Source organism: Stenotrophomonas sp. 364 (assembly GCF_009832905.1).
GTDB classification, from domain to species: Bacteria; Pseudomonadota; Gammaproteobacteria; order Xanthomonadales; family Xanthomonadaceae; genus Stenotrophomonas; species Stenotrophomonas maltophilia_AP.
In genome coordinates this window covers 3,845,060-3,857,856 of sequence record NZ_CP047135.1, presented here as the reverse complement: position 1 = coordinate 3,857,856, position 12,797 = coordinate 3,845,060, and the positions used below count along the sequence as shown (strand labels likewise).

At 68.4% G+C, this 12,797-nt stretch carries 11 protein-coding genes; 6 read left to right on the top strand and 5 right to left on the bottom strand.

Annotated elements, in window-relative coordinates; all coding sequences use genetic code 11:
• Positions 1–36: 36 nt before the first annotated feature.
• The 4 genes from GQ674_RS17325 to GQ674_RS17310 all read right to left on the bottom strand — a co-directional run bounded on the left by GQ674_RS17325 (position 37) and on the right by GQ674_RS17310 (position 5,180).
• Complete coding sequence (locus tag GQ674_RS17325; protein ID WP_159498056.1) at positions 37–591, bottom strand: TlpA disulfide reductase family protein; 555 nt, start codon at positions 589–591, stop codon at positions 37–39.
• Positions 588–2,966, bottom strand: a complete 2,379-nt coding sequence (locus GQ674_RS17320) for a protein-disulfide reductase DsbD (RefSeq protein ID WP_201290173.1) — start codon at positions 2,964–2,966, stop codon at positions 588–590. Before GQ674_RS17320 ends, GQ674_RS17325 begins: the two co-directional genes overlap by 4 nt.
• Positions 2,966–3,304, bottom strand: coding sequence for a divalent-cation tolerance protein CutA (gene cutA, locus GQ674_RS17315; protein ID WP_159498054.1), 339 nt, complete (start codon positions 3,302–3,304; stop codon positions 2,966–2,968). The genes GQ674_RS17320 and cutA overlap by 1 nt, the downstream gene beginning before the upstream one ends.
• 70 nt (positions 3,305–3,374) lie before the next feature.
• Positions 3,375–5,180 carry an endonuclease gene (locus GQ674_RS17310; protein WP_159498053.1) on the bottom strand — a complete coding sequence of 602 codons (1,806 nt, stop codon included), beginning with the start codon at positions 5,178–5,180 and terminating at the stop codon, positions 3,375–3,377.
• A gap of 817 nt (positions 5,181–5,997) precedes the next feature.
• On the opposite strand from GQ674_RS17310, the gene GQ674_RS17305 reads away from it, so the two are divergent.
• Both GQ674_RS17305 and groL read left to right on the top strand, forming a co-directional pair.
• Entirely contained in the window at positions 5,998–6,282 is a 285-nt protein-coding gene (locus tag GQ674_RS17305; protein WP_159498052.1) for a co-chaperone GroES, read from the top strand.
• Positions 6,283–6,393: 111 nt separating this feature from the next.
• A complete protein-coding gene (groL, locus tag GQ674_RS17300) occupies positions 6,394–8,043 on the top strand; it encodes a chaperonin GroEL (RefSeq protein ID WP_159498051.1) in 1,650 nt (549 codons plus the stop codon).
• A gap of 308 nt (positions 8,044–8,351) precedes the next feature.
• Here the strand turns inward: groL and GQ674_RS17295 are convergent, their stop codons facing one another.
• The gene (locus GQ674_RS17295) at positions 8,352–9,269 is read right to left on the bottom strand and encodes a pepsin/retropepsin-like aspartic protease family protein (RefSeq protein ID WP_159498050.1); all 918 of its coding nucleotides are present in this window, start codon (positions 9,267–9,269) and stop codon (positions 8,352–8,354) included.
• 112 nt (positions 9,270–9,381) lie between these two features.
• On the opposite strand from GQ674_RS17295, the gene GQ674_RS17290 reads away from it, so the two are divergent.
• From GQ674_RS17290 to GQ674_RS17275, 4 genes are all read left to right on the top strand, one after another.
• Positions 9,382–10,092: a response regulator transcription factor gene (locus GQ674_RS17290; protein WP_159498049.1), complete on the top strand. Its 711-nt coding sequence runs from the start codon at positions 9,382–9,384 to the stop codon at positions 10,090–10,092.
• A gap of 32 nt (positions 10,093–10,124) precedes the next feature.
• Complete coding sequence (locus GQ674_RS17285) at positions 10,125–11,450, top strand: HAMP domain-containing sensor histidine kinase (RefSeq protein ID WP_159499538.1); 1,326 nt, start codon at positions 10,125–10,127, stop codon at positions 11,448–11,450.
• A gap of 80 nt (positions 11,451–11,530) precedes the next feature.
• Positions 11,531–12,025, top strand: coding sequence for a MarR family transcriptional regulator (locus tag GQ674_RS17280; RefSeq protein WP_159498048.1), 495 nt, complete (start codon positions 11,531–11,533; stop codon positions 12,023–12,025).
• Positions 12,022–12,765, top strand: a complete 744-nt coding sequence (locus GQ674_RS17275) for a DNA alkylation repair protein (protein WP_159498047.1) — start codon at positions 12,022–12,024, stop codon at positions 12,763–12,765. Before GQ674_RS17280 ends, GQ674_RS17275 begins: the two co-directional genes overlap by 4 nt.
• The last annotated feature ends 32 nt before the right edge of the window (positions 12,766–12,797 follow it).

Genomic DNA, 12,797 nt, shown 5'->3' with positions numbered 1-12,797 from the left:
TTGATCGCGTCATTGTTGGGCGGGCCGTCGCCCCGGTCAATACCCGGCCCAATCCTCGATCTCGCCGGCCTCGAACGGCCCCAGCTTCTGCTTCACGATGCGCCCGTGCGCATCCACCAGCACCGAGTAAGGCAACAGCCCCTGCGCGTTGCCCAGCCGCACGCTGGCATCGGCCGGCCCCGGCGTGTCCAGCACGATCGGATAGCCCACCGGCACCCGGGCCAGGAAGTCGCGCACGCCTTCAGGTGTATCCAGCGCCACCCCCAGCACCTGGACGCCATCGGCTGGCTGGACAGCGGCAAAGGCCGCCAGCGCCGGCATTTCTTCCACGCAGGGCCCGCACCAGCTGGCCCACACGTTGATCAGCAGCGGGCGCCCGCGGAAGCGGGCCAGGTCCACGGGCGTGCCCGACACATCGGGCAGGGTAATGGCGGGCATCGCATCGCCGATCCCGGCGCCCGGGGTGACCGCGCGCGGTGGCGGCGGTGTTGCCGCACCGGGGCGGTTGAAGAACCACGCCCCGGCGGCCACGCCCAGTACCGCCGCCAGAACGGCCACCACCGCAAGTTGGCGGGGTGGCCGCGGTCTCATCGCGCGGTCCGCAGCAGGGCTTCTTCGACGATGGCCTGGGTGAGCACCGTGGGCAGCACGGTCGGCGGTGCGCCCGGGCCATACACCACGTACAGCGGCACGCCCACGGCCTTGTGCTCATCCAGGAACGCGGTGATTTCCGGGTCGACATTGGTGTAGTCGCCGCGCATGTACACCGCGTTGGTGCGGCGCAGGGTGTCGTGGAAGGCGTCGGTGCCCAGCACCGTGCGTTCGTTGGCCTTGCAGGTCACGCACCAGTCGGCGGTCATGTTGACGAACACCACGCGGTTGTCCTGGCGCAGGCGGTCGAGCATCTGCGGGGAGTAGGCCACCACGTTGTCGGCGGCGGCGGCCGCCGCCTTGGCCGGCGGCACCAGCTGGGTCACGCCCCACACCGGTACCAGCGCGGCAAGCAGCAGCAACAGGGCCAACAGCCCGCCCACGCGGTGGCTGCGCCAGCGGCTGCGCTCGTACCACCACAGCGCCAGTGCCAGCACCACCAGGCCACCCAGCACCAGCGTCATGGCATCCACGCCACGCTGCTTGCCCAGCACCCACAGCAGCCAGATCGCGGTGCCGTACATCGGGAAGGCCAGCACGTGCTTGAGCGTTTCCATCCAGGCGCCCGGGCGCGGCAGGCGCTTGGCCAGCGACGGAATGAAGCCGATCAGCAGGAAGGGCAGCGCCAGGCCCAGGCCCAGGGCCATGAACACCAGGATCGCCGGCACGGTGCTGGCGGTGAACGCATACGCCAGCGGCAGGCCCATGAAGGGCGCCACGCACGGGCTGGCCACCACGCAAGCCAGCACGCCGGTGAAGAAGTCGCCCACCGGGCCACTGCGCGATGCCAGTGACTGGCCCACCCCGCCCAGGCTCCCGCCCAGCGTGAACACGCCCGACAGGCTCAGGCCCACGGTGAACATCAGGTAGACCAGCGCGGCGATGAACCACGGGTGCTGCAACTGGAAGCCCCAGCCCGCGGCCTGGCCGGCTGCACGCAGGGTCAGCACCAGTGCGCCGATCGCGGCGAAGGCCACCAGCACGCCAGCGGTGTACCAGAGCGCATGGCTGCGCGCGCGCTGGCGGCTTTCGCCGCTCTGCGCCACGCCCAGCACCTTCAGCGACAGGATCGGCAGCACGCACGGCATCAGGTTGAGGATCAGGCCGCCGAGCAGGGCCAGCAGCAGCGCGCCGATCAGCGTGGTGGGCGCGGCATCGTCACCCGGCGGGCGGGTGCGCTGCGCGTTGTCGGCACTGGCATCGGGCACGATCGACGGATCGGCCGCGGTGGCGGCCGTGTCGTTCGGGTGGATCAGCATCGGCTGGGTGGCGATGCCGGCGGCGTCGCGCTCACGTGCCTGCGCGCCCTTGTCCTTGCCCGGCAGCGGGGCAATCACGTCGTTCTGGTGCGCCGCTTCATCGGCACGCGCGTTGACCTTGCCGGCCGGCAGCGCCAGCGTCACCCGGCGCGTCATCGGCGGGTAGCAGATGCCATCGGTCTGGCAGCCCTGGAAGGTGATCACCAGGGTGGCCTGGTCGGCGTCGGCACGGCTGCGGCGCAGCGGCAGCTTGACGTCCACCTGGTCGAAATACACCGCCACGTCGCCGAAATGTTCATCGCGGTGCGACTTGGCCGCCGGCCATGCCGGCTTGTCGGCGCGGATCCCGGCGGCACCTTCCAGCTTCAGCGAGGTGCGGTCGCGGTAGAGGTAGTAGCCCGGCGCCGGGCTGAAACGCAGCAGCACGGTATTGCCGTCACCGACGATGGCGTCAAAGCCGAACGCACGTTCGGAGGGCAGCGGCAGCGCCTGGGTGTTGGCGGTGCCCGGTAGGCGCAGGCCGCCGCCACTGCTGTTGCCGGCCAACGGGTTGTTGAACGGCGAGGCGCCGAGGGCCGCAGGCGCGGCGGCGGCCGGGGCCACGCCCGCAGCGGCGCCGCTACCGGCGGGCAGCTTCACTTTGATGCTGCGCTTCTGCGGCGGGTAGCACACGCCGGCATCGGCGCAGCCCTGGTAACGCACTTCCAGGGTCACCGTGTCGGTGCCGTCGTCGGCCTTGCCCGGCAGCACGGCGGTGAGCCGATCGCGGTAGGTTTCCACCTCGCCGAAGAAGTCGTCGTGGTGCTTCTTGCCGGCCGGCATCTGCAATGCCTCGGCGGCAAAGCCGGCATCGGCCTTGACCGTGGTGCGGTGGCGATACAGGTAATAGCCCGGCGCGATCTTCCAGCTGATCTCGACGCGGTCGCGGTCACGCGCCTGCGCGGTCAGCCCGAACGCTTCGTCCACCGGCAGCAGGTCTTTCTCGCTGACGGCCCACGCCGGCAGGCACACCACGAACAACGCGCACAGCGCGGCAACACGACGAAACAGCGTCATCAATCACTTTCCTCACGGGTCTGCGCCCGAATCCAGTCCAGGTACGCCGGCAGGCCGGCGCGGGTTTCGACCGCGATGCACTCCGGGAGTTCATACGGATGCAGCGCCTGCACCCGTGCGATGGCCGCGTCCAGGCGGCTGCCGGTGGTCTTGATCAGCAGCTGGACCTCGTGGTCCTCGCTGATCTCCCCGTGCCAGCGGTAGGTGGAGTGCGCCCCGTCCAGGCGGGTGACACACGCCGCCAGGCGTTCTTCCACCAGCGCACGCGCCAGCCGCGTCGCGGTGGCCGCGTCGGGGCAGGTGGTGAACAGCATGAATACGGGATCGACGGAAGACATGACCGCCGAGTATAGGACTGCCGGACCCGAATGGTCCGACCGGCGCCGTTGCGGCGCCGGCCGGCGGGGCTCAGTTGAGCAGCTGGCAGCTGGTCGGCTTGGCCGAGGTGAACAGGGCCGGGGTGGCCCATTCGGGGTGGTCGATGAACGGATTGCGGTTGCCCTGGAAGCTGTAAATCACTTCATTGCGGGCGCGTTCGGCGGCATCCGGCGGATCGGACAGGTGCCATTCGATCAGGGTCGAGAGCAGGCCCATGTACGCCGGCGAGGCCGAGGTCTTGACGATTTTGGCCCGGTCGTCGGTGAGCTCCAGGTCGGGTTCGGACTGCCCGGTCTTGGCGTCCTTGCCCCCTTCATAGCGGATGGCCATGTACATCACGGCCCGCGCCATGTCGCCCTTGCGGTGGCCCCATACTTCGAAGGTGCCGGTATTGCCGTCCGGCGTGCGCACCCAGTTGGAGTTGCCCGGATAGCCGCCGCTGCCGCCGCCGACGCCGTTGTTGGACTCGGTGGCGCGCTCGCCGCAGTTGCTGTCGCACTTGCCGAACGGCTTGTTGCCGCGGTCGGCGTTCCACTGTGCGTCGGTCAGGTACAGCATGTGGGTGTCGGTGTAGGGCGCATACGGCAGGCCCTTGTCGCCGGTGGTGTTGGCAAAGCCCAGCGAGTTGGGCCAGGTGTGCTCGCGGTTGTAGGTCAAGCCGCTGCCGGTGCCCGCGCGGCCGCTGACCTTGGTGTAGCTGCGGTTGCGGTAGGCGTCCAGGATCTTGCCGCTGTTGTTGGGATCTTCGTCGGCGATTTCCAGGATGGTCCAGGTGCTGGTGCCCGAGCCGCTGTACGGGTAGGCGGTATGGCCCTTGATGGTTTCATGCAGCGAGCAGCGCAGCTGGCTGGGATTGGCGGTGTTGACGCGCGAGTAGTACTCGCCGGGGGTGCCCGGGTTGCCGGGGTCGGGATTGCCCGGGTCGGGGTTGCCGGTGCTGCTGGCCACGGTGAAGGCAATGCGGGTGTCGGCGGCGGGGCGGGCGCCCTGGGCGTCGCTGACCTTGGTGGCGCGGATGTCGAACCGGCAGGCTTCGCCGGCCACCAGGGCGGTGTTGGTGGAGACGGTGAAGGTGCTGCCGCTGCTGGCGTGGCTGAGCGGCACGGTGCCGGACTGGCCGCAGCTGAGCACGAACGCGCCGCTGGCCAGGGTGACGGTTTCGCTGAAGGTGACGCGGAGGTCGGCGGCGGCCGGGAAGGTGCTGGCGCCCTGTTCGGGGGTGGTGGTGCGCACCGACGGCGGGGTGTTGGGACCGGTGCCGCCGCTGCCGCTGAAGGTCTGGCCGTTGTTGCAGGCACCGAAGGTCTGTTTGGCCGATTCGGCCCAGGTGAAGTGGGCGTACTGGCTGCCGCTGCCGGTGAGCTGGAGGGAGGTGCCGGGGGCGGTGCTGTTGCTTTCGCTGACGGGGATGTTCTGGCTGGTCAGTCCGGCGGCGGGGCCGCCGCTGGCGGTGATGGTGCCTTCGTAGCTGATGAACTGGACGACCTTGCCGTTGGCGTCGACGAGGGCGATGCCGTCGTTGGCGCCGTTCTGGAGGCCGTTGGTGGGGTAGGTGACGGTGGCCAGGGTGGCCTTGCCGCACCCAGCGGCAGCGCCGGCGGGGACCGGGTTGTTGGCGTAGACGGTGGCCGCGGACGGGTTGCTGCCGTTGTAGAGGTAGAGGCGGTAGGTGCTGAGGTCTTCTCCGCCGGTGGCGACGACTTCGATGGCTTCGCCGACATCGCCGGCGGGCGTGCTGTCGTCGTAATGCAGTTCATTGATGAATACGTCTGCCTGGGCGGCGTTGGCGGCCAATGCGAGCAGGCACCCCAGGGACAGCGGTGTAAGCAACCTCATCTACGTCTCCTTGTGATTGGGTATTGCTGGCCGAATCTAATCAATCCAGATGACACATCTATCGATATGACGGGATCGGCCTTCCGCAGTGGGACGTGCGTCAAGGAATTGGCGGGGGAGGGTTCTTTTTTTTTCGAAGCTGAAGAGCCGGAGCCAGAGCCAGAGCCTCGGTTGGCCGGTCCTGCAGGCTGGGCGGGGGTGTGAGGGTTCACGGGACACGCTGCAAGTCCCGCTCCGCGGCCCGGCCCAGCCGCTGGCGGCTGTGCGTTCGGACGCATGCGAGGCAGTGCCTCGCATGCAATGCGTCCTCACCCCTGTAAGCTCCGCCACCGCATCCATGCGGTGGAGGGTCCCGTAAACCCTCACACCCCCGCCCCAGACAGTTGGCTGGGGCCTGCGGAGAGCGGCCGCCTTATCTGCTTGGCGGTCAAGTGCCTCTTGGTTCTGCTGCTCCGGGAGCAACGGCAGAGTGTCTGAGGGGTGGTAGGGGTGGGGATGCGGGACCCTGAGCCGCATGGATGCGGCGACGGAGCTTACAGGGACGTACTTGCAGCGTGTCCCGCAGCCCCACCCCTACCAGCCCGGCGCGCCACGCCCGCAGACTCGAGGTGCGGTTGACCTTGCCTCGGGCCCCCCACCGGCCGCAGGCGAGAAAAATTTCTCCCTCGCCCCCCCTTGAAAGGGAAGTGCCCAGCACCATCTCTGCTCTGTACCCGCACCGTCGGGTTTTTTCGTGAGCGTGGCTGGCAGTCGCCCTGTGCGAGTGCTAACATCGCCAGACTTTCCTAGACCAATCAACAACTTAAAAGGGTCTCACATGAGCATCAAGCCGCTTCATGACCGCGTCGTAGTCAAGCCGATCGAAGCCGACGAAATCTCGTCCGGCGGCATCGTGATTCCGGATTCCGCCAAGGAAAAGTCGACCAAGGGTGAAGTCGTGGCCGTCGGCCCGGGCAAGCCCCTGGACAACGGCAGCGTCCGCGCGCCGTCGCTGAAGGTCGGTGACAAGGTCATCTACGGCCAGTACGCCGGCAGCAGCTACAAGTCCGATGGCGTCGAGTACAAGGTCCTGCGCGAAGACGACATCCTCGCCATCATCTGATGACGTAGAGCGGGGCTCTGCCCCGCTGCGCGGTAGCCGGACTGACCGGTCGACCGTATCCCCCATTCAAGCAGCCGGGCATCGCCCGGCGCTACAAAAAAGGTAATCGCAATGGCTGCCAAAGATATTCGTTTCGGTGAAGACGCTCGCGCCCGCATGGTTCGCGGCGTCAACGTTCTCGCCAATGCCGTCAAGGCCACCCTGGGCCCGAAGGGCCGCAACGTCGTGCTCGAAAAGAGCTTCGGCGCCCCGACCATCACCAAGGATGGCGTCTCCGTTGCCAAGGAAATCGAACTGGCTGACAAGTTCGAGAACATGGGCGCGCAGATGGTGAAGGAAGTTGCTTCCCGCACCAACGACGACGCCGGCGACGGCACCACCACCGCTACCGTGCTCGCCCAGGCCCTGATCCGCGAAGGCGCCAAGGCCGTTGCGGCCGGCATGAACCCGATGGACCTCAAGCGCGGTATCGACAAGGCCGTCATCGCCGCCGTCGCCGAGCTGAAGAACATCTCCAAGCCGACCGCTGACGACAAGGCCATCGCCCAGGTCGGCACCATCTCGGCCAACTCGGACGAGTCGATCGGCAACATCATCGCCGAAGCCATGCGCCGCGTGACCAAGGAAGGCGTCATCACCGTTGAAGAAGGCTCGGGCCTGGACAACGAGTTGGACGTCGTCGAAGGCATGCAGTTCGACCGTGGCTACCTGTCCCCGTACTTCATCAACAACCAGCAGTCGCAGACCGCTGACCTGGACGATCCGTACGTGCTGCTGCACGACAAGAAGATCTCCAACGTGCGCGACCTGCTGCCCGTGCTGGAAGGCGTCGCCAAGGCCGGCAAGCCGCTGCTGATCATCGCCGAAGACATCGAAGGCGAAGCGCTGGCTACCCTGGTGGTCAACACCATCCGTGGCATCGTCAAGGTCGTGGCCGTCAAGGCACCGGGCTTCGGCGACCGTCGCAAGGCGATGCTGGAAGACATGGCCGTGCTGACCGGCGGCACCGTGATCTCCGAGGAAATTGGTCTGTCGCTGGAAAAGGCGACGATCAAGGACCTGGGCCGCGCCAAGAAGGTGCAGGTCTCCAAGGAAAACACCACCATCATCGATGGCGCTGGCGAGAAGGCCAACATCGACGCGCGTGTCACCCAGATCAAGACCCAGATCGAAGACACCTCGTCCGATTACGACCGTGAAAAGCTGCAGGAACGCGTGGCCAAGCTGGCCGGCGGCGTTGCCGTGATCAAGGTCGGTGCCTCGACCGAAATCGAAATGAAGGAAAAGAAGGATCGCGTCGACGACGCCCTGCACGCGACCCGTGCAGCCGTTGAAGAAGGCGTGGTCCCGGGCGGCGGCGTTGCGCTGGTCCGTGCCGTCACCGCGCTGAGCGGCCTGAAGGGTGCCAACGAAGACCAGAACCACGGCATCCAGATCGCCCTGCGCGCCATGGAAGCCCCGCTGCGTGAAATCGTGGCCAACGCCGGCGAAGAGCCGTCCGTGATCGTCAACAAGGTCAAGGAAGGCACCGGCAGCTTCGGCTACAACGCGGCCACCGGCGAATTCGGCGACATGCTGGAATTCGGCATCCTGGACCCGACCAAGGTGACCCGTTCGGCGCTGCAGAACGCGGCCTCGATCGCCGGCCTGATGATCACCACCGAAGCGATGGTTGCCGAAGCCCCGAAGAAGGATGACGGCGCTGGCGCAGCGGGCGGCGGCATGGGTGGCATGGGCGGCATGGGCGGCATGGACTTCTGATGGAGATGCCGGCCATCGGTCGGCACACATCGGAGCGGTAGGTACCGCAGGCAACGGCGAATACCGTTGCCAGCGTCGCGTGCGACGGCCCGAAGGGTGCTCGCCCGAAAGGAGGGCATGCCGATGGTCGGTACCCACCATGCGCCAACGTACGACGAAAAACCCCGCCGGAAGGCGGGGTTTTTTTTGTGCGCGCCTGATCGCCTCACCGCACGTCACGATGCGTCGGGCCGCTCCCTGGCGGCTACACGTTGGGGACCGGCCGCACCGGGCGGATCGAGCTGCCTGGGCACTGGCATCAGCGTGGGTCATCCGCGCCGCAGGCAGACCCACGCCGCGCCGCTGCCCACCTGCACCTGCGTATCAGCCATCGCATCGGCCCCCAGGATCAACGCCGGCCGCTCCTTCAATCCCAGCGAGGCGAACACCGGCAGCTCACTGATCCGCACCTCCAGCGGGGCGTGCTGCCAACGGCCCATGCGCAGGCCCGGCAACGTGGCCAGCCAGGTCTCCATCACACGCTCGCCCAGCCCGCGGGTGCCTTTTTCGCGTACCCGCACGCGCGCATCGCTCCCATCGGTGCGCAGGCCCAGCGCACCGGCTGCGGTGCTGTTGAGGACGGTCTGCGCGGCGCCGGTGTCCACTACCGCGATGGCCTCCACGGCCGGCGAACCCAACTGGACCGGGATGAAACCGAACCGTTGCATGCTCGCATCGCGGACCGGCACGGCGTTGGGTGCGCAGCCGGAATCTGCCGGCATCCGGCCTGGCGGCTGCAGCAGCACGCGCTGGCCGGCGATATCGAAGGTGGTATCGAAGCGGTCGGTGACATCGTTGCCGAGGATGCCATCGATGCGGCGCCCATCCTTGCCCAGCTGGCTCAGGTCGGTCTGCATGGTCGCAGCCTCGAACGAGAGGGTGCCCACCTGCCAGCGCGTGGTGCGGGTACGGCGCAGCACCGCGCTGCTATCGGTGGCACCCTCCACCTCGACGCCTGCCGCTTCAGGGTCATCCAGCCCCAGTCGTCGCGCCGTGGCCTGGTCCATCACCGTGGCCCCGGCCGCACTGTCGATCACGAAGTGCAGCGGCTCCACGCTGTCACCCAGCTGCACCGCGACGGTAGGGTGGCCACCCTGCATCCACATCGGGATCTCATGGGTGGCCGTGGCGGCCTGCGCGGGCAGGGTGGTCAGGCAGGCAAGGGCGAGCAGGGGCGTGATGCGCATGGGACGGTCTCCGTTAGGGGAGGCCAGTACAACCGTTGGCGGTATCGGGACGATGTCGGCGTGGCGCGCGTGTCGATACACTCCCGATACAAACCCACGCCATAATCGGCGCATGCCTGCAGCAATCGACATCGTGGTGGTGGACGACGACGCCAGTATCCGCGACGCCATCGCCGACTGCCTGCGCCAGCACGGCTACCAGGTGCGTGTGGCCGCCGATGCGGCCATGCTCGATGCATTGCTGGCCCAGCAGCGTACCGCCCTCATCGTGCTCGACTGGATGATGCCCGGCGAAGACGGCCTGTCGGTCTGCCGACGATTGCAGGCCAGCGGCATCCCGATCCTGATGCTCAGCGCGATGGGCAGCACCCCCGATCGCGTGATCGGGTTGGAGATGGGGGCCGACGACTACCTGGCCAAGCCATTCGACCCGCGCGAGCTGCTGGCCCGCGTACGCGCGCTGCTGCGCCGCGCGCACAAGGGGGAGATGGTCGCGCCTTCCACCACGCTGCACTTCGAGGGCTGGCAATTGCAGGTGGAGCAGCACCGTCTGCTGACGCCGCAGGCCAATGAAATCGCCCTCACCCGCGGCGAGTTCGCGCTGCTGCGCGTGCTGGCCGAACGCGCCGGCCGCGTGCTCAGCCGCGAGCAGCTGCTGCGGCTCACCCGTGGCGAGGACAGCGAACCGTTCGATCGCGCCATCGACCTGGCGGTCAGCCGCCTGCGCCGCAAGCTCGCCCAGGCAGCCACGGGCGGCGACGCGTTGGTGCAGACCCTGCGCGGGGAGGGCTATCGCTTCGCAGCGCCGGTTACCCGCCGATGAGCCGCCCCTGGCGTACCGCCACCTGGGTGGCCCTGCTGACCCTGGCCACGCTGCTGGTGGCGCAGGCGGTCAGCTTCGCCGTGGTGTGGGCGCTGCCCAGCCCGGCCGCGCCGCAGATGAACCTGCAGCAGGCGCTCCAGGTGATGGCTGGCGAGCGCGCGGCCGCCGACCTGGGCCTGCGCCGCTGGCGGCAGGCGCAGCCGCCGGCGGGCAGCAACAACGACTGGATGAGCAGCGTGGTGGCGGCCCGCCTGGGCGTGCCGCGCGCGCGGGTGCGCACAGTCTGGCAGCGCAGCACCGATCCCACTGCCGTGCAGGTACAGGTGATCAAGCAGGGGCAGCTGCTGGCCAGTGGCCCCGAGCAGCGCGCCACGGTGGAAGAGGCATTGCTGTTGCCCGGTCTGTTGTGGCCGGCGTTCGAGCTGGCGGTGCAGCGGCCTGATGGCCAGTGGACCGTGGTCGGCGCCGACTACAGCGCGCTGCTGCAATGGCGACGCCAGGTGCTGCTGGCCCTGTTGGCTGGCGCGGTACTGCTGGCGCCGCTGGCGGCCTGGCTGGCGCTGCGGGTGACCGGACCGCTGCGCCGCCTGGCCGATGCCAGCGCGGACCTGTCGCTGCAGTCCACCGCGCGCCTGCCCGTGGAGGGGCCGCGCGAAGTGCAGGTCATGGCCGAGGCGATGAACGCCGCGCGCGAACGCCTGCGCGACCAGGCCCATGAGGTGACCCGCATGTTGGCCGCGGTCGCCCACGACCTGCGCACGCCCCTTACCGGCCTGCGCCTGCGCGCCGACAGCGCACCGCCGGCGCAGGCCGAGCGCATGGTGGCCGATATCGCGCGCATGACCAGCATGATCGACCAGGTACTCGACTATGCACGCGGCGAACTGCATGCCGCGCAGCGCCATCCCAGCGCGCTGCACCTGCTGCTGGAGGAATGCGCCCAGCACGCGCAGGCACGTGGCGCGGATGTACGGCTCACGCATGCCGACCCGGTCACCCTTCCCGTCGATGCGCTGCAGCTGCGGCGCGCGGTGGACAACCTCATCGACAACGCGCTCCGTTACGCCGGCGCAGCCGAGGTACGCCTGGACAGGGGCGATGGCGTGATCCTGATGGAGGTGGCCGACCGCGGTCCCGGCATCGCCGACGCCGACAAGGCCCGTCTGCTGCAGCCATTCCAGCGCCATGAAGGGTCACGCAATCGCAGCACCGGCGGAATTGGCCTGGGACTGGCCGTGGCGCAGGGCGCGGCCCACCAGCATGGCGGCGAGCTGCAGCTGCTGGCGCGCGAGGGCGGTGGCCTGGTTGCCCGCATCTGCCTGCCATCCCTGCCTCCTGTCCGGCGGGCACCTGCGTAGTCGGGTCACCGAAGGCAGGACCCACACCACGCACAATCCGGGCTATGATTAGGCGCCTAATCATTCGCGCGGAAACACCCATGCTGGCCCTGAAGCACCAGGCATTCCTGGCCGAGATGCAGCGCCGCGGCCAGCCGGAGCCTGACGGCCTGGCGCAGTGCTTTCAACTGCTGTCACTGGCCAGTGCGATTGATCAGGACTGCGCGCAGCGGCTGGCCCCGTTGGGGCTGAGCGAAGGCCGATTCGTTCTGCTCTTCCTGCTGCAAGGCGCCGAGGCGCCGCTGTCGCCTCACCAGCTCGCCGAACGCGCCGGGGTCACCCGCGCCACCGTCACCGGCCTGCTGGATGGGCTGGAGCGTGACCGGTTGCTGGAGCGGCATGCCGACCCGGACGACAAGCGCCGCATCAACGTGCGCCTGACCACGGCCGGCGAGGCCTTGGCACTCACTCTGTTCGACCAGCACACCCAGTGGATACGCGATCTGTTCGCCGACCTCAATGAGGCAGAGCGCACCCTGCTCAGTGGCATGCTGTGCCGCATCTGGGCGCGCACCGATGCGGGGAGGACGGCATGAAGAAGCAGGCACTGACGCGCGAACGCCGCGGTCAACTCGATGGGGGCGAGGCCGAAGCGGCCCATCTGGCCGAGATCCTCGCGGTCGATTTCGCCCGGCTGCTGGCCAGCGTGGCGCCGTCTCTGCCGGCAGCGGCCATCAGCAACATGCGCAAGGCCGCCAACAGCGGCATCACCCTGCGCATGCAGGGCGCCGCCACGCTGCTACGCGCCCATGCGCTGGGTGACCCGGTGCCTTGGTCGGCGCACGCCAGCGACACGGTGCGCGGCTGGGCCTGCTACCTCATCGGTAGCGATCCGCGGCTCACCCTGGAACGCAAGCTGGACGCCCTGCGCGGGCTGGCCGATGACGCCCACTTCGGCGTGCGCGAATGGGCCTGGCTGGCCGTGCGCCCGCATATCGCGGCCGAGCCGTTGCGGGTGCTCGCGCACCTGCAGGCCTGGGCGCACGACGCGTCGCCCAACGTGCGCCGCTTCGCCTGCGAAGCGCTGCGCCCACGCGGGGTATGGGCCGCGCATATCGCGCTGTTCAAGCAGGAACCCCACCATGCACAGAACCTGCTGGACGCGCTGTGCTGCGATGAAGCGCGCTACGTGCAGGATTCGGTCGGAAACTGGTTGAACGATGCCGGCAAGAGTCAGCCTGACTGGGTCCGCGCGCTGTGCAGCCAATGGCAGCAGCGCCATGCCGATGATCCGGCCAACAGCTACATCCGCAAGCGCGCCCTGCGCTCGCTCTGACCCAAGAAATGCCATTGTGGGTAGACACTTGT